Source organism: Marinobacter sp. G5_S1_61_S3, from assembly GCF_054968585.1.
Map to the genome: position 1 here is coordinate 115,863 of NZ_JBQKUK010000015.1, position 25,905 is coordinate 141,767.

At 57.3% G+C, this 25,905-nt stretch carries 23 protein-coding genes; 14 read left to right on the plus strand and 9 right to left on the minus strand.

Going from position 1 to position 25,905, the window contains the following annotated elements; all coding sequences use genetic code 11:
- The first annotated feature begins 106 nt into the window (after nt 1-106).
- The 6 genes from hpf (at nt 107) to yjgA (ending at nt 4,199) form a co-directional block, all read left to right on the plus strand.
- On the plus strand, nt 107-415 hold the full coding sequence (hpf, locus tag ACTRWH_RS15665) for a ribosome hibernation promoting factor (RefSeq protein WP_007155319.1): 309 nt from the start codon (nt 107-109) through the stop codon (nt 413-415).
- 95 nt (nt 416-510) lie between these two features.
- Complete coding sequence (gene ptsN / locus ACTRWH_RS15670) at nt 511-981, plus strand: PTS IIA-like nitrogen regulatory protein PtsN (RefSeq protein WP_036209861.1); 471 nt, start codon at nt 511-513, stop codon at nt 979-981.
- Nucleotides 982-1,009: 28 nt separating this feature from the next.
- Nucleotides 1,010-1,891: an RNase adapter RapZ gene (gene rapZ, locus ACTRWH_RS15675; protein WP_036209858.1), complete on the plus strand. Its 882-nt coding sequence runs from the start codon at nt 1,010-1,012 to the stop codon at nt 1,889-1,891.
- A gap of 7 nt (nt 1,892-1,898) precedes the next feature.
- Nucleotides 1,899-2,168, plus strand: a complete 270-nt coding sequence (locus ACTRWH_RS15680) for an HPr family phosphocarrier protein (RefSeq protein ID WP_036209856.1) — start codon at nt 1,899-1,901, stop codon at nt 2,166-2,168.
- A 112-nt stretch (nt 2,169-2,280) separates the two neighbouring features.
- Complete coding sequence (mgtE, locus tag ACTRWH_RS15685) at nt 2,281-3,642, plus strand: magnesium transporter (protein ID WP_007155323.1); 1,362 nt, start codon at nt 2,281-2,283, stop codon at nt 3,640-3,642.
- A gap of 26 nt (nt 3,643-3,668) precedes the next feature.
- A complete protein-coding gene (gene yjgA, locus ACTRWH_RS15690; protein WP_036209854.1) occupies nt 3,669-4,199 on the plus strand; it encodes a ribosome biogenesis factor YjgA in 531 nt (176 codons plus the stop codon).
- Here the strand turns inward: yjgA and ACTRWH_RS15695 are convergent.
- The 7 genes from ACTRWH_RS15695 to ACTRWH_RS15725 all read right to left on the minus strand — a co-directional run bounded on the left by ACTRWH_RS15695 (nt 4,196) and on the right by ACTRWH_RS15725 (nt 13,475).
- Complete coding sequence (locus ACTRWH_RS15695) at nt 4,196-5,056, minus strand: carbon-nitrogen hydrolase family protein (RefSeq protein WP_051947036.1); 861 nt, start codon at nt 5,054-5,056, stop codon at nt 4,196-4,198. The two genes, yjgA and ACTRWH_RS15695, sit on opposite strands and share 4 nt — an antisense overlap.
- Before the next feature lie 22 nt (nt 5,057-5,078).
- The gene (locus ACTRWH_RS15700; RefSeq protein ID WP_462826586.1) at nt 5,079-8,798 is read right to left on the minus strand and encodes a YhdP family protein; all 3,720 of its coding nucleotides are present in this window, start codon (nt 8,796-8,798) and stop codon (nt 5,079-5,081) included.
- Nucleotides 8,799-8,853: 55 nt separating this feature from the next.
- Entirely contained in the window at nt 8,854-10,335 is a 1,482-nt protein-coding gene (gene rng, locus ACTRWH_RS15705) for a ribonuclease G (RefSeq protein ID WP_036209846.1), read from the minus strand.
- The gene (locus tag ACTRWH_RS15710) at nt 10,328-10,933 is read right to left on the minus strand and encodes a Maf family protein (RefSeq protein WP_269400092.1); all 606 of its coding nucleotides are present in this window, start codon (nt 10,931-10,933) and stop codon (nt 10,328-10,330) included. The genes rng and ACTRWH_RS15710 overlap by 8 nt, the downstream gene beginning before the upstream one ends.
- A 14-nt stretch (nt 10,934-10,947) precedes the next feature.
- Nucleotides 10,948-11,424 carry a rod shape-determining protein MreD gene (mreD, locus tag ACTRWH_RS15715; RefSeq protein WP_036209841.1) on the minus strand — a complete coding sequence of 159 codons (477 nt, stop codon included), beginning with the start codon at nt 11,422-11,424 and terminating at the stop codon, nt 10,948-10,950.
- Nucleotides 11,424-12,314, minus strand: coding sequence for a rod shape-determining protein MreC (gene mreC, locus ACTRWH_RS15720; protein WP_075196514.1), 891 nt, complete (start codon nt 12,312-12,314; stop codon nt 11,424-11,426). The genes mreD and mreC overlap by 1 nt, the downstream gene beginning before the upstream one ends.
- 120 nt (nt 12,315-12,434) lie before the next feature.
- Nucleotides 12,435-13,475, minus strand: a complete 1,041-nt coding sequence (locus ACTRWH_RS15725; protein WP_036210335.1) for a rod shape-determining protein — start codon at nt 13,473-13,475, stop codon at nt 12,435-12,437.
- A gap of 377 nt (nt 13,476-13,852) precedes the next feature.
- Between ACTRWH_RS15725 and gatC the strand changes: the two genes are divergently transcribed.
- From gatC to gatB, 3 genes are read left to right on the plus strand one after another with little or no spacing between them, the layout of a single operon-like run.
- Nucleotides 13,853-14,140: an Asp-tRNA(Asn)/Glu-tRNA(Gln) amidotransferase subunit GatC gene (gene gatC / locus ACTRWH_RS15730; RefSeq protein ID WP_127401706.1), complete on the plus strand. Its 288-nt coding sequence runs from the start codon at nt 13,853-13,855 to the stop codon at nt 14,138-14,140.
- A gap of 46 nt (nt 14,141-14,186) precedes the next feature.
- Complete coding sequence (gene gatA / locus ACTRWH_RS15735; RefSeq protein ID WP_036209833.1) at nt 14,187-15,644, plus strand: Asp-tRNA(Asn)/Glu-tRNA(Gln) amidotransferase subunit GatA; 1,458 nt, start codon at nt 14,187-14,189, stop codon at nt 15,642-15,644.
- 21 nt (nt 15,645-15,665) lie between these two features.
- Nucleotides 15,666-17,117 carry an Asp-tRNA(Asn)/Glu-tRNA(Gln) amidotransferase subunit GatB gene (gatB, locus tag ACTRWH_RS15740; protein ID WP_136633359.1) on the plus strand — a complete coding sequence of 484 codons (1,452 nt, stop codon included), beginning with the start codon at nt 15,666-15,668 and terminating at the stop codon, nt 17,115-17,117.
- A 215-nt stretch (nt 17,118-17,332) separates the two neighbouring features.
- Here the strand turns inward: gatB and rimO are convergent, their stop codons facing one another.
- Nucleotides 17,333-18,679 carry a 30S ribosomal protein S12 methylthiotransferase RimO gene (gene rimO, locus ACTRWH_RS15745; RefSeq protein WP_462826587.1) on the minus strand — a complete coding sequence of 449 codons (1,347 nt, stop codon included), beginning with the start codon at nt 18,677-18,679 and terminating at the stop codon, nt 17,333-17,335.
- A gap of 414 nt (nt 18,680-19,093) precedes the next feature.
- Between rimO and ACTRWH_RS15750 the strand changes: the two genes are divergently transcribed.
- The 4 genes from ACTRWH_RS15750 (at nt 19,094) to ACTRWH_RS15765 (ending at nt 23,410) form a co-directional block, all read left to right on the plus strand.
- A complete protein-coding gene (locus tag ACTRWH_RS15750; protein WP_036209818.1) occupies nt 19,094-19,498 on the plus strand; it encodes a PilZ domain-containing protein in 405 nt (134 codons plus the stop codon).
- Between the two features lie 162 nt (nt 19,499-19,660).
- Nucleotides 19,661-20,569 carry a sulfate adenylyltransferase subunit CysD gene (gene cysD, locus ACTRWH_RS15755; protein WP_036209815.1) on the plus strand — a complete coding sequence of 303 codons (909 nt, stop codon included), beginning with the start codon at nt 19,661-19,663 and terminating at the stop codon, nt 20,567-20,569.
- A 1-nt stretch (nt 20,570) separates the two neighbouring features.
- The gene (gene cysN, locus ACTRWH_RS15760) at nt 20,571-22,229 is read left to right on the plus strand and encodes a sulfate adenylyltransferase subunit CysN (RefSeq protein WP_091640975.1); all 1,659 of its coding nucleotides are present in this window, start codon (nt 20,571-20,573) and stop codon (nt 22,227-22,229) included.
- A gap of 164 nt (nt 22,230-22,393) precedes the next feature.
- On the plus strand, nt 22,394-23,410 hold the full coding sequence (locus tag ACTRWH_RS15765) for a nucleoid-associated protein (protein WP_462826588.1): 1,017 nt from the start codon (nt 22,394-22,396) through the stop codon (nt 23,408-23,410).
- Nucleotides 23,411-23,588: 178 nt separating this feature from the next.
- On the opposite strand, the gene trmH is transcribed toward ACTRWH_RS15765, so the two are convergent.
- A complete protein-coding gene (gene trmH / locus ACTRWH_RS15770; RefSeq protein WP_075196519.1) occupies nt 23,589-24,329 on the minus strand; it encodes a tRNA (guanosine(18)-2'-O)-methyltransferase TrmH in 741 nt (246 codons plus the stop codon).
- A 175-nt stretch (nt 24,330-24,504) separates the two neighbouring features.
- Here trmH and miaB point away from each other — a divergent pair, with 175 nt between their 5' ends.
- Nucleotides 24,505-25,851, plus strand: coding sequence for a tRNA (N6-isopentenyl adenosine(37)-C2)-methylthiotransferase MiaB (miaB, locus tag ACTRWH_RS15775; protein ID WP_041332420.1), 1,347 nt, complete (start codon nt 24,505-24,507; stop codon nt 25,849-25,851).
- The last annotated feature ends 54 nt before the right edge of the window (nt 25,852-25,905 follow it).

The following is a 25,905-nucleotide window of genomic DNA, read 5'->3' on the forward strand; positions in this document are numbered from 1 at the left end:
CTCACGGGGAGAGCCCTTTCCTGAAAGTATACCGCCTGCAGCATAACGCTGTGGCACACAGCCGGTATCCTAACGGGTGCCGGCAAGCTGAAAACAGGAGAAGCCTATGCAACTCAATATTTCAGGCCATCACGTAGAACTGACTCCCGCACTGAAAGATTACGTATCAGGCAAATTTGAAAAGCTTGAGCGGCACTTCGACCATATCAGCAATTGCCAGGTTACCCTTGAGGTGGAAAAAGTGCGCCAGATGGCGGAAGCTACGCTTCACGTGATAGGTGGTGAGATTCACGCAAAGGCCGAAAACAGCGATATGTACGCTGCCATTGATGCACTGGTAGACAAGCTGGACAGGCAGATCCTGAAGCACAAGGAAAAGAACGTAGACCGGATGCACGGGAACGGCGCCCGCTAGGACGACGCCCCCGGCATGACAGTTAATCGAGCTGCGGCACTGGCTAACCATGCAACACGTGCCGCAGCCTTTTTTTACGGAAATGCAGTCGATTCATGACCGACACATCCCTGACTATCGAGAACATTCTCGCGCCGGAGCTAACCCTTTGCCGGGTGCCTGCCTCCAGCAAAAAGCGGGTTATGGAAACCATTGCCGAGCAGATCCAGCAACACGACGCTTTGCTCAGCGACACCCAGATATTCACTAATCTGGTCGCACGGGAGCGACTGGGGAGCACGGGTATCGGACAGGGCATCGCGATCCCCCACTGCAGACTGGAAGGGCTGGATCACGTGGTTGGCGTTTTGCTGACCCTGGAAGAAGGCGTTGCGTTCGATGCTATTGACAACCAGCCGGTGGACCTCGTCTTCACCTTGATTGTCCCCAAGGAAGCCACCAGCGAGCATCTTGAGCTTTTGAGCCAACTTGCTGAGAAGTTCAACGAACGTGCATTCTGCGACCAGCTGCGTCAGTGCACTGATGCAGGCTCTCTCTATCGCCGGATGACAGCCGAAACAAGCTGAACAACTCCACATCCAAGGTGAACGGGCTATGAAACTGATCATCGTCAGCGGCCGATCAGGTTCCGGGAAAAGTACCGCGTTACATGTTCTGGAAGACCTGGGCTTTTACTGCATTGACAACCTGCCCATTGGCCTCCTGTTCCCCCTCACACAGGAAGCCACCAACCAGAACTCTCCCAGCCGGCTGGGAAAGATGGCGGTCAGCATCGATGCCCGTAACCTTTCCGGAGAATTGAGCAACTTCGAGGATATCTACCGCAGCCTTCAGGATACTGGCGTAACCATCGAGATCATCTATCTCGACGCCGATGAACAGTCTCTTCTGCAGCGCTTCCATGCCACGCGCCGAAAGCATCCACTGAGTGATGACAAGACCTCCCTGAGGGAGGCCATCGGTAACGAAAAGAAGCTTCTGGAGCCGCTTTCCAAGCTGGCAGACCTCTACATCGACACCACGGGGCTGTCCATGTACGAGCTCCGGGATATGGTAAAGCAACGAGTCGCGGGCAGGCGCCACCAGGAACTGGCACTGCTATTCCAGTCATTCGGATTCAAGCACGGCGTGCCGTTGGATTCGGACTATGTGTTCGATGTGCGCTGCCTGCCCAATCCCTATTGGGACACCAGCCTTCGGCAGTTTGTGGGCACCGACCAGCCGGTTATCGATTTCCTGGAAAAGGAGCCGTTGAGCCGTAAGATGGTCGAAGACCTGACCCAATTCCTGGAAAACTGGCTACCCTCGTTCGCAGACAGCAACCGCAGCTATATGACCATATCCATCGGCTGCACCGGTGGCCAGCATCGCTCGGTTTATATCTGCGACCAGCTCGGCCGCTATTTCTCGGGCAAATACAGCAATGTGCAGGTTCGCCACACCGAACTGCCCCACCTGCAAAGCAGGGAAAGCTGAACCGCCTATGATCCGCCGCCCCATTACCATCATCAACAAACTTGGGCTCCATGCCCGGGCCGCAGCCAAACTGGTGGGCAAGGCATCTGAATTCGACAGCAGCATTCAGATCAGCCGCAAAGGGCGACAGGTGGACGCCAAAAGCATCATGCCAGTCATGATGCTCGCCGCCAGCCAGGGATCAGAGGTAGAGCTGATTGTAGACGGTCCGGATGAGTCCGAAGCTGTCGATGCGCTGGTTACGCTGATCAACGACTACTTCGGGGAAGGCGAATAACCACCTCCACACTGGACATCCTTGCCCGTCTACGGCATTCACCTACAACTCTTCCTCACCTATGTTGCCTAACTCCGCTATAATACGAGGGTTTTCTGACCGTGGGTGATCCATGACCGATATTCTGGAGAAAAGCCAAGCGCGCCAACGCCTTCGCTCCCTGAGCGAAGCGCTGGACAGTGGCGCCCTGAAACAGGTTGCCCGCATCCTGAATGGCGGCCTGAGCCCCAGTGACATCGCCCACCTGCTGGAGTCATCACCACCCCGCCAGCGTGCCCTGCTCTGGAACCTGGTCGACAAGCAGCTTGAAGGCGAAGTCCTCCAGTATCTGAATGACGATATCCGAGGTTACTTCCTGAGCCAGCTGAACGCTCAGGAACTGGCTGACATCATCGAGGATTTCGAGTCGGACGATCTGGCCGACTTACTGCAGCAGTTGCCCGACACGGTCATCCAGGAAGTCCTGGACACCATGGACGAGCAGGATCGCCAACGTGTCGAAGAAGTCCTCTCCTACCCGGAAGATACCGCCGGCGGCCTGATGAACACGGACACCATTACGGTGCGCCCGGACATCAGTATCGACGTGGTTTTGCGCTACCTGCGCCGTCATCGCAACCTGCCGCCGATGACGGATAGTCTTATCGTGGTCAGCCGACGCGACGAGTTCATCGGCATGTTGCCTATCACCAAAATGCTCGTATCCAACCCGGCGGCAACCGTGCGGGAGGTGATGGACACGGACATCGAACCGATACCGGTTACGCTGTCCGACACCAAGGTGGCAACCCTGTTCGAACGGTACGACCTGATCTCAGCACCCGTGGTCAGTGAGGAAGGCCGACTCCTGGGCCGAATCACCATCGATGACGTGGTTGACGTTATTCGCGAAGACGCAGACCACTCCCTGATGAGCATGGCCGGTCTTGATGAAGACGAAGACACCTTCGCACCGATTCTGAAGACCACCCGGCGCAGGGCCGTGTGGCTGGGCATCAACCTGCTTACGGCCTTTACCGCTTCGGCCGTGATCGGGCTGTTTGAGGCGACCATCGAAAAGGTTGTGGCGCTGGCGGTATTGATGCCCATCGTGGCATCCATGGGCGGCATTGCCGGCAGTCAGACCCTGACCCTGGTCATCCGTGGCATGGCCGTGGGACAAATCAGTGGCGCCAACGTGGGCTGGCTGCTAAACCGCGAATTTATTGCGGGTGCCCTGAACGGATTGCTCTGGGCAGTGGTGGTTGCGTCAGCGGCAACCCTCTGGTTCAGCGACATCATGATTGGCGCCATTATCGCCGCCGCGCTGATTATCAACCTGATCGCTGCGGCACTCGTGGGCACCGTGCTACCTCTGTTCCTGAAGTCCCGCAACATTGATCCGGCACTGGCCGGTAGCGTTATACTGACAACGGTCACGGATGTGGTCGGCTTTATGGCCTTCCTTGGTCTGGCGACGATATTCTACGGATAACCTGTATCCGACAACACGGACTGAAAATGAACGACTCCCAAGACGACGCCCCGGAATACCTCGGCCCGAGCAAATCCCAACTCAAGCGCGAAATGCACCAGTTGCAGGATCTTGGCAGGCGTATGCTGGATCTGAGTAACGATCAGCTCAATACCCTGCCGATCAGCGACACCCTGCGGGCGGCCATCGAGGAATCCCGTCGCATTCGCCAGAACGAAGCCCGTCGCCGCCACCTGCAGTACATCGGCAAGATTATCCGCCAGGAAGACGACCCGGAAGGGCTGACTCGAGCCATTGATGCTTTCGATGCCGGAAGCGAAGAGCACACCCGCCGACATCACCTTGCTGAACGTTGGCGAGACCGGATGATTGAGGAAGGCGACTCGGCCGTCGGCGAATTCCTGAACTACTGCACAACGGCGGATATACAGCATCTGCGCAACCTCGCGCGCAACGCTCGCCGGGACGTGCAGAAAGAAAAGAATACCGGCCAGCCACGAAAGCTGTTTCGCTACCTCAGAGAGTGCATCGACGACGCGGAAGCCGCCGGAAACTAAAGTCTCCGGTGCTCCCAGACGGGCATCCGTGTGCGGATGTCCTTGAGTGTTTCGCGATCAAGCTCTCCAACGACGACACCCGGCCCTTCATCGATCTCGGATAGTATTCGGCCCCAGGGATCGACGATCGCGCTGTGCCCATAGGTGCGCCGGCGCTCACTGTTCTGCCCACCCTGGGCCGCTGCCACAAGCCAGAACTGATTCTCAATCGCACGGGCACGTATCAGCGCATGCCAGTGGGCGTCACCGGTATACCAGGTAAAGGCACTGGGCAGGGACACCCATTCTGCGTCCTGCTCCCTGAGCTGTCGGAACAGCTCGGGAAAGCGCAGGTCGTAACAGATGGCCATGCCGAGTCGGCCTGCCGGTGTATCAATCACAACCACGTCTTCACCCGGCTCGAAGGTATCCGACTCACGATACTGCCCCTGGGCATCTTCAACGGTGGCGTCAAAAAGATGAATCTTGTCGTAGCGGGCAACCTCACGGCCCCGGTCATCGTAGACATAGCAGCAGGCACGAACCCGATCGGTCACAGTGGACCAGTCCGGCCTCGCCGCAATGGGTAGCGAACCACCGACCACCCAGATGCCAAGTTCGGTCGCCTGCTGTGCGAGGAATTGCCGAATCACGTTGTCCGGTTCCGCTTCCCGGCGGCCACAGCCGATCATCTGTTTTGTGGCCAGTACCGCAAAGTTTTCAGGCAGCACTGCAATGCTGGCACCTGCGTCGGCCGCCTCCTTCAGCAGTCTTGCTGCCTCGTTGAGGTTGGCGGCGATGTCATGGGTACTCACCATCTGTATCGCCGCTACCCGACTTGCCTGCCATTTGACGGGATTGTCTCTTTGCGTTGACATTACGGCCCTCCTGCCAAAACCATCAATTGCCGGTATCGAATACCCGCCTCAGTCGAACGTCTGGTTCGTCCCAGCTTCCACTTACACTATAGGTCGCACTGGTGAGTTTGCTCAATGGATCACCCAACACTTTGTCGAGAACAAACAACGCGCCGCCAATCGGAGCACCTGCCCCCATTAACAAAGCGGCCAGTGGCAGGTTCTGGGTCAGAGGCAACACCACCACCATTCTCATATCGAGGGTTTCCTCAATCATGTTGGAGGTGCCCGTCAGCTTGAACGCGCCGGAAGGCCCTACCACCTGCAGCTCTGGATCCAACGTCAGCAGGCCGTTAATCATGCTGGCCTTGCCGGAGATGGCATCGAAGGCGACACCCGCTTCGTACAGATCGGAGAAATCGAGCTTCAGGCGTCGCCAGAGCGTGTCAGCATTGAGCAGGTTGAACACCCGGAACAGCTGAGCCGTATTGTTGCCCTCAAGGATGACACCGTCATCAAAACGCACACTGACCGAGCCACTAAGGCCCGAAACGTCAAACTGATCCGGGCGGCCGGGCCAGTCAATATCAAGCTTGACGGCCGTGTTCTTGCTGCGGAAGGGAATCTCAGCGCCAACCAAGGTGTCCAGGTCTGCCAGCGACTTACCGTTGATATCACCGGTAAAACGGGTGATTTCCCGCCCGGCTGCAATGCTCCAGGACAGCTCCCCGGTCAGGGTCAAGGATTTGAGAGTGCCAACAATGTCCTGTACTAGCAGTTGTGTGGCTTCGGGCCTCAGTTGGAACGACCAGCTACCGGCGTTTTCCCCATCCATGTTGAGAGCGGCAATACGGACATCCACGTCCGGCCAGTTGCCGAGGCCCAGGTCACGGAATGTCTGTGCCTGCTGTTCGGGCTCCTGTTCATCGCCCGACTCACTATTGCCCCTGGAGAGCATCAGGCGCTCAAAGTCGACGCTGACCGGTCGATCGTCCTGGGGCCAGAGCACATGGCCTGACGCCCATTCCGAGTCGGTAGTGATCAACCACTCACTGTCACTTTGCCGCGCAGACACCGTAATATCAGTCAGTTGGCGGTCGCCCAGAAACAGTTCGTTCAGGGCAACGTCTACCATTCCCGACTCCCAGGTCATATCCAGGTTGGCGCGATCTTGCCAGTCGACTGACATATCAACGCCGGACTCTTGTCGGGGCGTGACTGTTACCCTCAGGGGCGCTTCATCATCAATGTCTTTTGCCAGCGGTTCAGGCCAGTCAACCGAGAGCCCGGCCAGATCCGAATACAGCGTAACGGCAGAAGCGGTGTCCGTTGAGACGTCCAACGTTGCCTGGTAGCCAATGTCGCCACTGAGCCCCATGTCCATGCCCTCCGGCAACTCAGTTCGATCCAGGAGCTGGCGAACGTCAAGGCGACCATATTGACGGATATTGAGCGATTGACCGTTCTCACTCCGCCGCATCAGAACCGTGACCGGAGCTCCCATAAACCGAGCCTGCAGGGGGTTCTCGGAAAATCCCTCATCGCTGTTAAACCCCAGCTCCCCATTGACCTGGGTCCACTGTAGATCGGCTTCGGGATAAGTCAGGGTACCGGAATCGGCTCTGACGCTGGCGTTGATGGTGGGCGGCGCATCGGATATCAATGGCAAACCAAGCCCGAGATCCAGGTGAAAATCGCCATCCAGGACGATGCTCCGCCCTGCTTCTCCCGCCAGCTCACCCAGGGGGCTGTTGTCCATCCAGAAAGCCAACGCTGACCCGGGAACCGGGGCTGACGCATCGACGTACACCTGAATATCCTCACCCTCCGGGACAACCCTCACCTCGCCGGGCTCCAGTTCCAGCCCTCCCGTTCGTCCTGCGCGGATGTCGACCCGGGTGCGACCATCCTGAATAAAGACTTCACCACTGGCATCCGCCACCTCGGGCCATCGCTCGTCGTAGCGGATACTGGCTTCTTCGAATCGGTAAACCATTGAGGACGAGAAAGAATTTTCCGGGGCGTCACGATCAATCTGGCCATGACCGTAAAACTCACCGCTGGAGATATCGGCCTTGGTGATCGACGTCGTCAGCCATTGGTAGAGGTCAGGGTCGACAACCTTCATTGGCACGAAGTCGGCAAGCATATCGGCCGTACCATCCCGCACACCGACCCTCAGCCCCAAATTGTCCTCCCCGCCCTGATCCATTCGCAGGTCAAAGGCACCTGTCAGCCGGGTGTTGGCGCCATAAACCATACGGATATCATCCGCGTATACGCGGGTTACCCCTCCCTCAAAACGCCAGGCCACACCTGCGCGGACGTCGCGGAGGCTCCAGAACCCCCGGAACAGCTCCGGAAAACCGAGTGACAGCCCCTCGCTATTCACTCTGACGAAACCGCCTTCCCGGTCAATAACCAGGCTACCATCAAGACCAGACACACCCGGCGCACCGTCATGGGCCCTGACGCCAATATTGTTCAACGCTGCCGTCAGCTCAAAGCCACCGCCATCATCCGTGGGCAGGTTAAGCATCACCCGGTCCAGGCGGCCGGTGGGGCGATAATTCTCAAGGGCCCTTTCAACCCTGCCTGGCAACAGGTTCATGCCTGCGACCAACCGTCTAAGGGGTTGGAGTGGAAGCGCATCAGCGATCAATCTTCGGCCCCCGTCGCGATGACTGAACCGGAGGCTGAACGGAGAAACCGTATTGCCGTTCCACTCCCACTCAAGTTCCTTTACGTGAAACTCACCGGTGGCGTACCAGGGCTTAGCCGCCGCTTCTGGCTCACGCTCGCCCAACGTGTCGTGCCTGCGCCAACCAAATTTCGCCCTGATGTTCTCTAGTGGGGCCAGGGATTGGAGACCGACACCGAGTTGCAGATACGGCGTTTCCAGGTTGCCACTGACTTGCTCGATGTGCCCATCCCGAAACGTCATCCAGACCTGACCTCCGAGATCAAAACCTTCCGCCCGAATGTTCCGCCAGGCGTACTCCTCTGCGAGTCCATCAAACAACCGGCCGGAGTTAATATCTGCATAAACCTGCCCCGTGAAGTCACCACGGAAGAAGTGCCGACCAACCAGCTCGAAGCTGGCCAGTTGTTCGGTCGTTCCCGGCCGCATGGCACGGCCTGATGCATGAAACAGCCCGCGCCGGTAGATCAGGTCCAACTGGGGCACCTCTACATGCCGCAGGGTGCCATTGGCGTCGCGAATACCAAGGTCCAGGCGTGTAATCTTGACGGAAGGGTCGGACAGCCATTCGCCGGCAATATCCAGCCAGAGTTCCAGGTCGCTTGCCACGGGATCGGGAATATCGACACCTTCGACGGTCACCGCCCCCCTCGGAGTCTGGTTGATCGTCAGTTCCAGCCCATCGGCGTCAAAATCAGCGAACACAATACGCAGGCGCATGAGCGAGGCGAGAAAATCGAGGCCAATGCGGACGCTCTTCAGTGACCCGGCAACGTCACTACGGTCGTTTTCGGAGACGACCACGATATCGCGGGCGACAATGGTTGGATCCAGCCAGTTCCAGCTAGAGGAGAGCGAACCAATACTGACCGGCTGGCCCAGCCCAGACGACAACCGTTGTTCAATCGAAGAGCGATATTCGTTGATGTTCTGAGTAACCTGGCGCCCTATTCCGGCATAAAGTGCAAGCAGGACGACGACCGCCAGCAACAACCACCAGATCAGACTGGCGGCGCCCGAGACGATTCGAAGTAACAGATGTTTCAGAGTTTGATCAGCCACACTGGATGCCATCAGGGGTAATCGCCACGCCTAACCAATGCCTGCCGGGCCGGCGTTACAGCAGTACCACATCATACTGCTCCTGACTGTAGAATGGCTCAACCTGAAAACGGATGGTTTTGCTGATAAACGTCTCAAGGTCTGCCACGTTGTCGGACTCTTCATCCAACAGCCGATCCACCACGCTCTGGGACGCCATCACCAGATAGCTTTCCGCGTCATAGGCGCGATTGACCCTGAGAATTTCACGGAATACTTCATAACAGACCGTTTCGCTGGTCTTGAGAAAGCCGCGTCCATCACAGATGGGGCAAGGCTCACATAAAATCTGACCAAGGCTTTCGGTGGTGCGCTTACGGGTCATTTCCACCAATCCGAGCTCGGAAACCCCGGTAATCTTGGTTTTAGCGTGATCCCGCTCCAGCATTTTCTCCAGCATTCGGTGGACCTGGCGCTGGTGCTCGGAATCCTCCATATCGATGAAATCGATGATGATAATACCACCGAGATTCCTTAACCTGAGCTGGCGACTAATGGCACGGGCCGCCTCGAGGTTGGTCTTGAAAATGGTTTCTTCCAGGTTGCGATGCCCCACAAACGCGCCGGTGTTGATATCGATCGTGGTCATCGCTTCGGTCTGGTCGATGATCACGTAGCCACCGGATTTGAGCTGGACCTTGCGACTGAGGGCTTTCTGAATTTCATCCTCAACAGAATACAGGTCAAAAATGGGACGTTCGCCCGGGTAATACTCAACCTTGTCGGAAAACTCGGTCACAAACTCCTCAACGAACTCCATCACCCGCTGGTGGCTTTCCCGACTATCGATGCGCACCTTCTCAGTCTGTGGACGAATCAGGTCGCGAATGGTGCGGATAAACAGGGGAAGATCCTGATACACCACCGAAGGCGCCTGACTTCGGGTAATGCGCTCCTCAATGGCCTGGTTCAGACGGTGCAGGTAGGTCATATCGCCGATCAGGTCATCTTCCGAGGCAGCCTCTGCAGCGGTGCGAATAATGTAGCCGCCAGAGATGTCCGGTTCTGCGGCAGCACCCTCTTCAACCAGCGACTTCAACCGTGAACGTTCGGTCTCATCTTCAATTCGCTGGGAAATACCAACATGACGGACGCCAGGCATGAATACCAGATAGCGCGAGGGGATGGATAGCTGGGTGGTCAGCCGTGCACCCTTGGTTCCAATGGGGTCCTTGGTGACCTGAACCACGAGGGACTGCCCTTCACGGAGCAGGGTGCGGATATCCGGAACCGTTTTCGGCGTTTCGGGGGCTTCGCTGGCCGGCTGCTGACTGGTGACGACATCAGAGGCATGAATAAACGCCGCACGTTCCAGGCCGATGTCTACAAATGCCGCCTCCATGCCGGGCAATACACGAACCACCTTGCCCTTGTAAATGTTGCCCACGATGCCCTTGCGGCTGGTGCGCTCAATGTAGGCCTCCTGGAGCATACCGTTCTCCACGAGCGCCACCCGGGTTTCCACCGGGGTCACATTGATCAGTATTTCTTCACTCATTGCGGCTCTCCTGCCTGCTGTTCCAGGTTTCCCATACCGGGTATCCGGCACCGGCCAGTAATGCTGCGGTTTCCTGCAGGGGCAGTCCCACTACGGCGCTGTAACTGCCTCGGAGTTCCTCTACAAAAATACCACCCCGCCCCTGAATGCCATAGCCGCCCGCTTTATCCATGGGCTCACCAGTTGCCACATAGGCATCGATTTCCGCCGCCAGCAGCTCGCGGAAACGAACATTCGCTATCACCAGGCAGGACTCACAAATACCCTTGTGAACCACAGCAACACCGGTCATGACCTGATGGGTGGTTCCCGAGAGCGCCTGTAACATAACGGTCGCATCGCCGGTGCTGTCTGGTTTGCCCAGAATCCGGCCCTCCAGTACAACCGAGGTGTCCGAACCAATCACCAGGCAGCCAGGCTTGGAAGCACTTCCCGCCAGAGCCTTTTCCCGGGCAAGGCGTTCGACATAGTGTTCGGCTGACTCGTTGCTCGCGGGAGTTTCGTCAATATCCGCCGGCTGAACCAGGAACGACAGACCGATCTGCCTTAACAGTTCGGCTCTTCGAGGAGACGCTGAGGCAAGAACAATAGACTGCATAGCGCCCTCCAATCCTAGCCAAGCTTGCGATTCAGGTTATCCAGCAAAACACACAACACCGGCCAGACCAGAGCACTGGTCAGCGCCGGCCACAAGTAGCTGAAACCGGAGCTGTCAGCTCCCAGTGTCTGCTTGATAAAATGCACCAGCATCTGGTTGATACCCAACAAAAGGAACACCATCAGGCACTGCTGCGGCAAAGGGTACATACGCAGCCGCTGGTGAATGGTCAGCACCAGGAACGCAATAACACCCATGGCCAGGGCATTCACGCCCAGCGGGGTGGCTTCCAGTACGTCCAGCAGCAGACCCAGGCACCAGGCCAACAGGATACCGAACTGGGCCGGTGCCCGGAATGTCCAGTAGAACACAATCAGGCCCAGCCATTCCGGCCGGAACTCAAACCAGCCCAGCGGAAACAGCGAACTGCTGAGCACCAGGGCAAACAAAACGCTCAGGGCAAAAACGGGATAACTGATCACCGACAGCATTAGCGCACCCCATCCTGTTCTGGTGATCCAGCATCGGAGCCTTCGGGCGAGCTTTCAGCGTCATTCGTGGCGTCGTCCTGTTCCGGTGAAAACACAACCAACACCAGGCGACTTCGGTTCAGTTCCGCCATTGGCGTAGCACGAATTTTCACAAACGGTTCACCCGGCTCCTTGGAAATCTGGTCCACTTCCGCTACCGGGTAGCCCTTGGGAAAACGCCCCCCCAACCCGGAGCTGACCAACAGATCCCCTTCGCGAATATCGGCGGTATCCGGCACATGCACCAATTCAAGCGTGCTGGTGTCCCCATTTCCAAGCAGGATAGCTCGCAAGCCGTTGCGAACCACTTCCACAGGCACCGCGTGGCTGCTGTCCGATACCAATAGAACCCGTGAGGTAAAACTGCTGGTTTGTTGGACCTGCCCCATCAGGCCGTTGGCATCCAGGATAGCCTGACCGACCACAACACCGTCGCGACTGCCTTTGTTGATCACCACTTCGTGAGAGAACGGGTCCGGTGAAACACCGACTATTTCGCCAACTATGACCCGGTCATCAAGGACTTCTGAGGAGTTCATCAGCTTGCGCAGTTCGTTGTTTTCTGAGGCCAGGGCGGCATATTTGAGCGCCCGGCGCTCCAGTATCAGCAAGCGAGCACGCAGCGCTTCGTTTTCTTCCTGGAGGTCTTCACGGGTGGTAAACAGGCTGGCGACCCAGTCGCTGAATTCGGAGGGTGCATTGCCAAGCCAGTGAACCGGGGCAAGGCCGGTACCGATCGCGCTGCGAACCGGCGTTACCTGATCGAAGCGGGCATCCGCAACAATCAGTATCGCAGAGAGCACAATAACCAGTAGCAGCCTGAAACCGGGAACGGGGCCTTGGACAAAGATGGTTTTAATAGCTCACCCTCCCGCACTCCATGCAGGTGTCCATACGACAACCGCCGCCGTGATCATTCACGAGCGGCGGCCGGGTAAAGGCAATGTCGGGGCGTAAAGCCGGAGTCAAGGTCAGCCCTCCTGGGAGAACATTCCGATTCCGCCACGATCAATCACTTCCAGCGCCTTGCCGCCACCACGGGCGACACAGGTCAGCGGGTCTTCCGCAATAATCACCGGCAGGCCGGTTTCCTCGCTGATCAGTTTATCCAAACCGCGCAGCAACGCACCACCACCCGTAAGCACAATGCCACGCTCGGCGATATCAGACGCCAACTCTGGTGGCGACTGTTCCAGGGCGCTTTTCACTGTCTGGACGATCTGCGCCAGGGATTCCTGGAGCGCGTCGAGGATTTCCTCGCTGTTCAGGGTAAACGCCCGGGGCACGCCCTCTGCAAGGTTGCGGCCGCGAACGTCGATCTCGCGGATATCCAACCCCTCATAGGCACAACCAATTTCGTGTTTGATGCGCTCTGCAGTGGAGTCACCGATCAGGCTGCCGTAGTTGCGGCGAACGTAGGTAACAATCGCTTCATCGAACTTGTCGCCACCGGTACGAACAGACTCGGCGTACACAATGCCATTCAGGGAGATGATAGCGATTTCGGTGGTGCCACCGCCGATGTCCACGATCATGGAACCGCTGGCTTCCTCCACCGGCAGGCCAGCACCAATGGCCGCCGCCATCGGCTCTTCAATCAGGAACACTTCCCTGGCACCAGCGCCCAGAGCGGATTCACGGATAGCCTTACGCTCTACCTGGGTGGATTTGCTGGGAACGCAAACCAGTACGCGGGGGCTTGGGGTGATAAAGCTGTTCTCATGCACCTTGTGGATGAAGTGCTGGAGCATTTTCTCGGTAACCACGAAATCTGCGATCACACCGTCTTTCATCGGACGGATGGCGGTGATGTTTCCCGGTGTGCGGCCAAGCATGCGTTTCGCTTCGGCGCCGACGGCTGCGACCATTTTCTGTGAGCCAGAGGTGCGGATGGCTACAACGGAGGGCTCGTTGAGTACGATACCGCGTTCGCGCACGTATATAAGGGTGTTGGCGGTGCCCAGGTCGATGGACAGGTCGCTGGAAAATAAACCTCGGAGTCTTTTGATCAACATTCGTGTAGTTTCAACCTGAGAGTTGCAGTCGCAAAAATGATGCGGCAACTTTAGCAGTGAGCACCCCCGCAGGCAAGGCACCATCGGGGCTCCCGAGGCGCCTTTCGCGCTATTCTCCTTTGTTTTGGCCCCTCCCGCGATTGTTTGAATCTGTTACCATAGCGCTTTCTTTTTGAACTTGGGTGCATGGGCGCTTGAGAGACGGCCTTCCAAAACACGCTCAAGCACGTCCGTGTGGCGCTTGGGCTCCGCCATCCATGGCTCCGCACAGTTCTGGAAGGCCGTCTCTCAAGCACCCTCATCATCCGTGCAAACTTCAGTTGATATAAAGCGCGCATTTAAGTTACTGAAACTTCATATATATGGGAGGAAGCGTGACCATTTCCCGCAAGGACATTGAGAAAGTCGCTGTGCTCGCCCGCATTCGGGTGGACGAGGAACAGGTTTCAGCGCTGGAAAAGGATCTGGGCAATATCCTGGATCTGGTGGACCAGTTGAGCGCGGCGGATACCGATTCGGTGGCGCCCATGGCCCACCCCTTGGATGCCGTCCAGCGCCTGCGCCCGGATGAGGTGACGGAAACCAATGAACGGGAGTCTTTCCAGGCGATTGCGCCGGCTACCGAGAATGGCCTCTATCTGGTTCCCCGAGTGATTGAATAAAGGGCATCGAGTGACCCGACGAACAGCGACGTAAACAGGACGTATCATGCATAACAAATCCGTAGCAGAGCTTTCCCGAGAGTTGGAAAGCGGCAAGATTTCCAGCGTGGAGCTGACCCGGCAGTTCCTGGGCCGCCTTGAAAAGGAAGACGAGCAGCTCAACAGCTTTATCACCATTACGGAAGAACAGGCCCTGGCCGACGCCCATGCGGCAGACGAGCAACGGGCAGCGGGTAAGGCGACACCCTGGACGGGCGTGCCCTTCGCCCACAAGGACATATTCTGCACCAATGGCGTGGCGACCACTTGTGGCTCGAAGATGCTGGCGAATTTTGTGCCACCCTACGATGCAACGGTCACGGAAAATTTCCGCAAGGCGGGCGCTGTGTGCCTGGGTAAGACCAACATGGACGAGTTCGCCATGGGGTCGTCTACCGAGTCCAGCTACTTTGGCGCCACTGCCAACCCCTGGGGTCTGAGCCAGGGCGAGAAGCGGGTTCCGGGTGGTTCTTCCGGCGGCTCCGCGGCGGCGGTTGCAGCGCGGCTGGTGCCCGCGGCGACAGCCACGGATACCGGCGGGTCCATTCGTCAACCGGCCGCGCTGTGTGGCGTGACCGGGCTGAAACCAACCTATGGCCGGGTGTCCCGTTACGGTATGATTGCCTTTGCTTCGAGCCTGGACCAGGGCGGCACCATGGCCCGCACAGCCGAAGACAATGCGCTGATGCTGAATGTAATGGCGGGCTTTGACCCCAAGGACTCCACCTCCATTGACCGTGACGTTCCGGACTATACCGCAACGCTGAACGAGCCATTGACAGGGTTACGCATCGGGCTGCCGAAGGAATACTTTGCTGGCAACCTCAGTGCCGCCATGGAAGAACAGGTTCGGGGTGCTATCCGGGAGTACGAGAAGCTCGGCGCCACGGTAAAGGAAGTATCCCTTCCCCACGCTGACCTCGCCATCGCAGCCTACTACGTTATCGCCCCGGCCGAGGCCTCGGCCAACTTGTCCCGTTTTGACGGCGCCCGTTATGGCTACCGCTGCGAAGACCCGAAAGACCTGCTGGACATGTACACACGCACCCGGGCCGAAGGCTTCGGCACCGAGGTCAAGCGCCGGATTCTGGTGGGCACCTACGCCCTGTCCGCCGGTTACTTCGATGCCTATTATCTGAAAGCCCAGAAGGTTCGTCGGCTGATCCAGCAGGACTTCATCAACGCCTTCAAGGAAGTGGATGTTCTGATGAGCCCCACCACGCCCTCCCCGGCTTTTATACAGGGCGAGAAAACCAGCGACCCGGTGACCATGTACCTGGAGGACGTGTTTACCATTGCCATCAACCTGGCGGGCATCCCCGCCATGTCCGTTCCAGCCGGGTTTGTGGACGGGCTTCCAGTGGGCCTGCAGATTATTGGGGATTATTTCTCCGAAGCTCGCCTGCTGAACGCCGCCCATCAATTTCAGCAGGTGACCGACTGGCACCAGCGCGAACCGCAATAAGCCCGATACAGGAGAACGACTATGCAGTGGGACATTGTGATCGGGCTGGAGATTCACGTTCAGCTCGCCACCAAAACCAAGATTTTTTCCGGCTCCAGCACCGCCTATGGCGCTGAACCCAACACCCAGGCCAATGCCGTTGACCTGGCCATGCCGGGCACCCTGCCCGTGCCGAACGAGCAGGCATTTCGCTACGCGGTGATGTTTGGCCTGGCGGTCAACGCCGAGATTGAACGCCGCTCAGTGTTTGAACGGAAAAACTATTTCTACCCGGACCTTCCCAAGGGCTATCAGACAACACAACTGGAGCGCCCGATTGTCGGCCCCGGCTATGTGGATATCGATCTGGCCAGTGGCGAATCCAAACGGGTGCGTATTCACCACGCCCACCTGGAAGAGGATGCAGGAAAATCTCTCCATGAGGATTTCCACGGCATGACGGGCATCGACCTGAACCGCGCAGGCACGCCGCTGATTGAGGTGGTCACTGAACCCGACATGACCAATGCCGATGAGGCTGTCGCCTTTGCCAAAAAACTCCACGGCATTGTCACGTCCCTGGGCATCTGTGACGGTGACATGTCACAGGGCTCCATGCGCTTTGACGTGAACATCTCACTCAAGCCCAAGGGTTCCGATACCCTGGGCACCCGCACCGAAACCAAGAACCTGAACTCCTTCCGCTTCATGGAGCAGGCCATTGCCCACGAAGTCGAGCGGCAGATGGACATTCTCGAGGACGGTGGCACCATTGTTCAGGAAACCCGCCTGTACAATGGCGACCGGGACGAGTCCCGCTCTATGCGCACCAAGGAAGAAGCCAACGATTACCGCTACTTCCCCTGCCCGGACCTGCTGCCGGTGGAAATCGACGATGCCTTTATCGACGAAGCCCGCAACAGCCTCCCGGAACTGCCGGATGCCCGCAAGGCCCGCTTCAAGGAACAGTACGGCCTGAACGACTACGATGCTGGACTACTGGCTGGCGACTCGAAACTGGCCGCATTCTTCGAAGCCGCCGCTGATCGCGGGAAGGACGCCAAGTTGGCTTCCAACTGGGTTCAGGGCGAATTCTCCGCACGTCTGAATGCGGAGGAAAAATCTGTGGCCGACTCACCGATTTCCGGCGAGCAGCTTGGGGATCTGGTGGTGCGCATCGCGGACAACACAATTTCATCGGCGGGTGCCAAGAAAGTGTTCGAGGCGCTCTGGACCGGCGAAAATGACAACGTGGATGCGATCATCGATGCCAAGGGCCTGAAGCAGGTGTCAGACACTGGCGAGCTTGAGAAGATGGTGGACGAGGTTCTGGCCTCCATGCCGGATCAGGTGGCCCAGTACCAGCAGGAATCCGACCCCAAGAAGCAGAAGAAGATGCTCGGCGGGTTCATGGGGCCGCTGATGAAGGCCTCCAAGGGCCAGGGCAATCCGAAGCTGTTTAATGAGATTCTGGTGAAGAAACTGGGGGGCTGACCCTCTGGCTGCGGCCCCAGCCTGTTTGGTTTGGGGGAGGCCTCGGTGGGAGGCTTCTCCCAAAAAACGCTTCAAGCACATCCGTGTGCGCTTGGGCTCCGCCATCCATGGCTCCGCACATTTTTGGGAGAAGCCTCCCACCAAGGCCAACTGGCTCCGAGAAAACGCCTGACAAGCAACTCCAGCCCAAGGAGGCTAGTAGCGTAACCTGAAGACTACCGAACAAGCCGACCCCATAGATCATGCTCATCCGCATGCTCGACCGCAGCCTGAACAATCTGCCCCGGAACAAGCTCGGTTTCGTCGTTGAGGTAAACCATGCCGTCAATCTCCGGCGCATCCGCCTTGGAGCGGCCGATGGCGCCTTCTTCGTCGACTTCGTCGATGAGAACGTCAATAGTCTGGCCGATTTTGGCCTGCAATCGGGCCGCTGATATTTCAGCCTGTTTTTCCATGAACCGGGCCAAGCGCTCTTCCTTCACCTCTTCCGGAACGGCACCTTCGATCTCGTTCGCCCTCGCACCTTCCACCGGGCTGTACTTGAAGGCTCCGACACGATCAAGCTGAGCCTCATCCAGCCAATCCAGCAGGTACTGGAAATCTTCCTCTGTTTCGCCGGGGAAACCGACAATAAAGGTGGAACGGATGGTGAGCTCCGGGCAGATGTCACGCCACTTGCGAATGCGTTCCAGCGTCTTGCTGTCGTGGGCCGGGCGCTTCATGGCCTTGAGCACTTTCGGGCTGGCGTGCTGGAACGGGATATCCAGGTACGGCAGGATTTTGCCCTCCGCCATCAGCGGGATCACATCGTCCACGTGCGGATAGGGATAAACGTAATGCAGGCGCACCCAAACGCCCATTTCACCCAACGCCTCACACAGGGACTGCATCTTGGTCTTTAGCGGGCGGCCCTGCCAGAATCCGGTACGGTACTTGGTGTCGACACCGTATGCAGAGGTGTCCTGGGAGATCACCAGAAGCTCTTTTACGCCAGCGTCCACCAGGCGCTTGGCCTCGTCCATCACGTCACCAATCGGGCGACTGACCAGGTCGCCGCGCATGGACGGGATGATGCAGAAGGTGCATCGGTGGTTACAGCCTTCGGAAATTTTCAGGTATGCATAATGCCGGGGGGTCAGTTTGATGCCCTGAGGAGGTACCAGGTCCGTAAACGGATCGTGTTGCTTGTTCGGCGGCACGAACTGGTGCACCGCTCCCACAACTTCTTCGTAGGCGTGTGGGCCGGACACGGCGAGAACACCCGGGTGAGTGTCACGTATCTTGTCCGCTTCAACACCCATGCAACCGGTTACGATGACCTTGCCATTTTCATTGATTGCTTCACCAATGGCATCTAGGGACTCCTGCTTGGCGGCATCTATAAAGCCACAGGTGTTCACCACGACGATATCAGCGTCGTTATAGGTCGGTACCACATCGTAGCCGTCCAGCCGAAGCTGGGTAAGGATGCGCTCGGAATCAACCAGGGCCTTGGGGCAGCCAAGACTGATAAAACCCACTTTTCCGCTGCCTGCGGGAAGGGATGAAATCTTGTTTGTCATAACCTGCACGAAATCGTGGAGCCGTTAGCGGCCCCGGTGGATGTTGGTGCGTAGTTTACCGCAGCCAATCCGACACCGTAAGTAACAGCTGCCCGTCGTATCCGCCTGATCGCGAGCGCTCCGAATCGATTTTGGTGACACCACGCTCACATTCAGTTCACAAATCTGACAGTTTTGGCGACAGGCAACTTGCTGATCACCAAACAAACAACTAGACTTTCAGGAAGTTAAGATCGAAACAACAAGCGCTTGCTGTTTTTCGCACTCGCCATATTGCAGATTTATGACAATTGGCTGGCTTTCTCGTGTGTATAGAAAGCGTGCCTGGAAAGAAGGCAGCGAGTAAAAATAATAAAGGATTGAACGATGGGTAAGGCTGCCTGCTTTGAAACCAGAGACGCAAGAAGAGTGACTATGAAACCAGTTGCCGCCAAGCCAAACCTACGCAACCAACAACGCGTCGATGTCGCTACCGAAGCCCGGATTGAAAAAACCGACGGCAGCTGCCTTACCTGTAAAGTCTCCAACATTTCCCGAACCGGCCTGATGGTCCTCTGTGATCAGGACTCCGTGAGAAAACTGGTTCCCGGCCAGAAAACACCGGCACCCGGAAACTGGATATCCGTAACAACGACATTCTCTGTGCCGGTTGTTGCCAACCAACCCGTTTCTGTGATCGCCGGAGGCAACATTGTCCACATGCGACGAATTGCCCGCGACCAGTTCCAGCTCGGCATCCAGTTCTCGGAGTTCGAAGGCAATGGTTTCGACTACGTGAACAACTACGTCAGCAAACTGCTTTCCACCTCGTCGCACTAACTCGGAAGTTTTACCCTCCAGCCTTTCCTGCCGCTATATTGTTATAGCAGTAAACTCTAGTTACCCGACTTCTTATGCCATGGCCTGATCTGGTATCATGGCGGCATTCACACGCCCAGCCTCTATCGAATCCGGAGGCACGCAAAGCGGTAACAGGACACGATGACCACTTACAACCTGACGCATCTCAAACAGCTGGAAGCTGAAAGCATCCACATCATCCGGGAAGTTGCAGCCGAGTTCGACAACCCGGTCATGCTCTATTCCATCGGGAAAGACTCCGCAGTAATGCTGCACCTGGCCCGCAAAGCCTTTCATCCCGGCAAGCTGCCCTTCCCGCTCTTACACGTGGACACCACCTGGAAGTTCAAGCAGATGATTGAATTCCGGGACCGCAAAGCAAAAGAGTATGGCCTGGACCTGATCGTCCACAAGAACGAGGACGGGATCAAACAGGGCATCGGCCCCTTTACTCACGGCAGCGCCAAGCATACCGACGTGATGAAAACCCAGGCCCTCAAACAGGCCCTGGACAAGTACAAGTTTGATGCTGCTTTCGGCGGCGCTCGCCGGGACGAGGAAAAATCCCGTGCCAAGGAGCGCGTCTATTCCTTCCGTGACGAGTACCACCGCTGGGACCCAAAGAACCAACGTCCTGAGCTCTGGAACATCTACAACGGCAAGATCAACAAAGGCGAGAGCATCCGGGTATTCCCGCTGTCCAACTGGACCGAGCTGGATATCTGGCAGTACATCTACCTCGAAAACATTGAAATCGTGCCACTTTACTACTCCGCCAAGCGGCCCGTCGTGGAACGCGATGGCACGCTGATCATGGTGGACGACGACCGCATGCCTTTGAAAGAAGGCGAAAAGCCGATGATGAAATCCATCCGTTTCCGCACCCTGGGCTGTTACCCACTGACCGGCGCCATCGAATCCGAGGCAGACACGCTGCCGGAGATCATCCAGGAGATGTTGCTGGCAACCAGCTCCGAACGTCAGGGCCGCGTGATCGACCACGATTCGGCCGGCTCCATGGAACAGAAAAAGCGGGAAGGGTATTTCTAAGATGGCACACCAGTCTGATCTGATTGCGGAAGATATTCAGGCCTACCTGAAGCAACACGAAAACAAGGAACTGCTGCGCCTACTCACCTGCGGCAGTGTGGACGACGGCAAGAGCACCCTTATTGGTCGCCTGCTGCACGACACCAAGATGATCTATGAAGATCATATGGCGAGCCTGAAAAGTGACAGCGCCAAGATGGGCACAACGGGCGAAAAGCTGGACCTTGCCCTTCTGGTCGATGGCCTGCAGGCCGAGCGGGAACAAGGCATCACTATTGATGTTGCCTATCGCTTTTTCTCAACTGATAAGCGCAAGTTCATCATCGCAGACACTCCCGGCCACGAGCAGTACACTCGCAACATGGCGACAGGGGCATCGACGGCTCAAGTTGCGATCCTGATGATCGATGCGCGCCACGGCGTTCTGACCCAGACCCGCCGCCACTCCTACATTGCCTCTCTGCTTGGCATTCGCCACATCGTGGTCGCAGTGAACAAAATGGATCTGGTTGATTTCAGCGAAGAACGCTTCAACGAAATCAAGGACGACTACCTGGCGTTTGCCAATCAGCTTGGCCTGAAGGATATTCGCTTCGTGCCACTGTCTGCCCTCGAAGGCGACAACGTCGTTAACAGGAGTGAGAACACACCCTGGTTCGACGGCCAGCCCCTGATGGACATTCTGGAGACGGTGGAAGTATCCCACGACAAAAATCTGGAGCACTTCCGCTTCCCCGTCCAGTACGTGACGCGCCCGAACCTGAACTTCCGCGGTTTCTGCGGCACCATAGCCTCTGGTGTTGTGCGCCCCGGCGACAAAGTGATGGCCTTGCCTTCACGACGCACCAGCGCAATCAAAGACATTGTGACGTTTGATGGCAACCTGGAAGAAGCCTATATCGACCAGGCGGTCACACTGACGCTCACCGATGAAATCGATGTCAGCCGAGGCGATATGCTGGTCAAGGCTGAGGATGAGCCAGAAGTGGGCAACCGCTTCACCGCCAACATTGTCTGGATGACGGACGGCCCGCTGGAAACCGGTCGCCTTTACGACATCAAGCTCGGCCCGACGTTTACCTCGGCTACCGTCAAAAAGATTCATCACCAGACCGACGTCAACACGCTGGAGAAGAACGACAACCCGTCTGCGCTTCAGCTGAACGAAATCGGACTGTGTGAGCTGACCCTGAGCCAGCCCATTGCGTTTGATGCCTATCAGCGCAACCACGCCACGGGCAGCTTCATTGTGATTGATCGACTGACCAACGTGACGATCGGTGCGGGCATGATTGCTGGCACTGCAGGCACAGTTGAGTCGCTGGACCCGGTGACCAGCGAAGAGCGCGAGCGCCGTCTGGCGCAGAAGCCTGCCATTATTGCCTGTAACGGCAAGCAGGCCACGGCGCTGGCCTTGGCAGTTGAACGGGCGCTGTTCGATCAGGGCAAGACCTCCGTTGTCCTCAGCGAGGACAACGCCGGCAATGCCGAAGACCGTCGGCGCGCAGCGCAGGTGGTCAGTGCCCATGGCCTGATTGCCATTGCGGTGAACCTAGGTGCGGATGTGGCATCGGCGTCTGTTTCTGCAGACAATGACAAGGAGATCACTGAAGCGGTGACTTCACTGATTCAGGACCTGATGCGGCATAAGCGGGTTTAACCTCGCTTTTGGGACTTGAGGATAGCCCCCATGGTCTTAGGCCTTGGGGGCTTCTTCGTTTTGGGGCTGATCCCACAGCCCTATAAAAACCATTACAATCCCAATCCCTGAAGGTTTACCCTCAGCCTCCTACACGCTCTATTAACCAAGGGACTCTTGACTCCATGGCCATCAAACAGCTCCGCACTCTCTTCGCCAGCCAGTATCAGCCCGGACAGCCGGCGCGGGTTCGTCCCGGCGAGGCGTTGGCCGAGCCGGGTGGCGACTATGAGGCGCTTCACAAGCAGATGAAGCGCCTGTTCAACAGCAAGCCCGGCAAGAAATACGGTCGCTTTTCCGAGGACATCGGTGAAAGTCCGTTTAGCAGCTGGCTGAAGGACTACCGGGAGGACAAGCAAAGCTTTGCGTCGATGACTGACCGTCTTTTTGGGCAATGGCAAGAACTGCTGAACAGCGCCCAGGAGGAATTTGAGGGGCACCTGATGATTGTCCACGAAGCCCTCGCGGATGCGGAGGTGGTTTATCTGTTTATCCTGGAAAACGACAGCGCCATGCGTTTTGATGCCCAGCAAACGTTGGACGCGACGGACATCCTGAGCCTGTCGCGGCTGAATCTGGCGGTGCGCGTGGAATTGGACGACTGGCTGGGTGACAACGCCGGCGAGAACTATCTTACGCTGGTCCACGCTCGTGGTTCCGGGGAAGGCGGTGACCTGTTCATCAAGCTATGCAGTTTCACCAATCAGGTGGATGTGGAGAAAGAGACGCTGACGTTCATGGATGCCGTGGAAGCCTTTGCCAAATCATCCGAACCGGAAGAGGCAGGCAAGATTCGGGCGCGAGCCTATGAGTTCTCGAAGGAGCAGCATGCGTTGGGCGAGCCGGTGGCCATCGAGGCATTGTCGGGCTACCTGGATGAGAACGAGCCTCAGCGTTTCAAGGAGTTTGCCAGTGAGACTGCCGAGCTGCCGGAAAGCGGGGTGTTGCATCCAGATCACCGCAAGGTGAAGAAGCTGGTTCGGATTGCGGGCTCAGGTGGTGGTATGAGCGTGTCGTTCTCTTCGGATCTGGTGAATCAGGCGGTTTACTATGACCGTGACAACGACGCATTGACGATTACGCGGTTGCCTAAGGCGTTGCGGGAGCAGCTGCAACGTTATCTTGAAGGCCGGGAGGAATAGCAGCTCACTGATCTGATGACTTTGGGGGCTGACCTTCTAGACTGAGAACTCTTGGGGCTGGTCCCGCCATGGGGTAGCATTTTCTTCTGGAAAAAGAACTCGCTGCGCTCGGACACCTTTTTCCGGCAGAAAATGCTACCCCACACCGTGACCGATCAATCGACTGTGGTTAATCCTTTTATTGAGGTTCGTTGGTGGCTGATTCTGTTTTATCAGTCCACCTCGGACGGTTGGCTCGCAGCTTTCGGACTTCCTGCATCCAGCCTACGCCGTCGACTAATTCACCGGTTTCCGGGTCTATAGGCGGGTATGGCAGGTTGCGGTCGTCGCAGTAGCGTTTTACGACCGGCTGGCACCAGCAGAACAGCAGACGGTTGTATTCATCGTCTGGTAGCCTCTGGTGGGCATACAGGCCTGCCTGTTTCCTCTGCCGTTGTGCTTCGGACAGAATAATCGCACAGGCGGACGACACGTTCAGGGACTCCACCATGCCCATCATGGGGATCACAATGTGCTCGTCAGCCTGTTCGGCAGCGCTGTCGCTGACACCATCTACTTCATTACCCATGATCACCGTGCAGGGCACGGTGAAATCCGCTTCCCGGTAATCAATCGCTCTTTCCGACAATTGGGCGGCGTAGAGTTTGTGGCCCCGCCCTTTCAGCTCCGAAACCGCATCGTCCATGGTGGGGTGCGTGTGGGTGGTGACCCAGTTGTAGCTGCCGCCGGCGGTTTTTCGGAAGGCACGGAAACCTTCCCGCGGCCAGACCACGTGCATGCTGGCAAGACCAAACGCATCGCAGGAGCGGATGATGGCCGACAGATTGCGGGGTTTGTGGACCTGGTCGGTGAGGACGCTGAGATCGGGCTGGCGAGTATCCAGGGTTTGTTTGATTCGGGCCAGGCGTTCGGGAGTCATGATTGTTTGAGCGTTCTAAAAAATTGGAAAAACCAATACTACCACAAGCGATTTAGAGGATTGCCGAGACAAAGGTGGTTGCCGATTGATCACCCCGTTATAATGTGCAGCTAACTTTTTTAAGCGCCACTCCCAACCTCCCGGCGCAAATCACACACCAAGCACGTTGAGAATCATGGCCAAGAAGCTGTACATCAAGACCCATGGCTGCCAGATGAACGAGTACGACTCATCACGCATGGCAGACCTGCTTCGCACCGGCGAAACCGTCGAAATGACCGACTCGCCGGACGACGCCGACATCCTGTTGCTGAACACCTGCTCGATCCGCGAAAAAGCGCAGGAAAAAGTGTTCCACCAGCTGGGTCGCTGGAAGAAACTGAAAAACAGCAAACCGGACCTGATCATCGGCGTGGGCGGTTGCGTGGCCAGCCAGGAGGGTCAGGCGATCATCGACCGGGCGCCCTACGTGGACATGGTTTTTGGCCCGCAAACCCTGCATCGTCTGCCGGATATGATCACCGAAGTCCGCGCCAAGGGTAATGGTGTTGGCGTGGTAGACGTCAGCTTTCCGGAAATCGAGAAGTTCGACAACCTGCCTGATCCCGGCGCGGACGGCCCGTCCGCGTTTGTTTCCATCATGGAAGGCTGCAGCAAATACTGCACCTTCTGCGTGGTGCCCTACACCCGTGGCGAGGAAGTCAGTCGTCCGGTGGACGACGTGATCGCGGAAGTCGCCCACCTTGCCAGCCAGGGCGTACGTGAGGTGAACCTGCTGGGCCAGAACGTGAACGCCTACCGTGGCGAGACCCACGATGGTGACGTGATGGATATGGCGGAGTTGGTGACCCTGATCGCCACCATCGACGGCATTGACCGTATCCGGTATACCACCTCACACCCGGTGGAGTTTTCGGACTCACTGATCGAGGCCTATGAGCAGGTACCAGAGCTGGTCAGCCACCTGCACTTGCCAGTGCAAAGTGGCTCAGATCGGATACTGGCAGCCATGAAGCGCGGCCATACAGCTCTGGAGTACAAGTCCAAACTTCGCCGCCTGCGCAAGATTCGCCCGGACATCAGCTTCTCCTCGGATTTCATCATTGGCTTCCCGGGGGAAACCGAGAAGGATTTCGAGGACACTATGAAGCTGATCAACGATATTGGCTTCGATATGTCGTTCAGCTTCATCTACAGCGCCCGGCCCGGCACTCCGGCGGCGGACCTGCCGGATGACACGCCACTGGAGGTGAAGAAACAGCGCCTGAGCATTCTCCAGGACCGGCTGAATCAGAATGTGATGGACATCAGTCGCAAGATGGTGGGCACGACACAGCGTATTCTGGTGACGGGCCTGTCCAAGAAGGACCCCGGTGAATACGCGGGCCGTACCGAGAACAACCGTATTGTGAACTTCCGGCATGAGAATCCGGAGGTGGTTGGGCACTTTATTGATGTAGAGATTCGGGAGGCTCTGCCTAATTCTCTTCGCGGGGTTCCTGTGGGTTCCGGGATGTATTAAACCTGGGCCCCACGCGTCTCGGGTTTCGAGTGGTGGGGACCTCCTCCCAAAAAA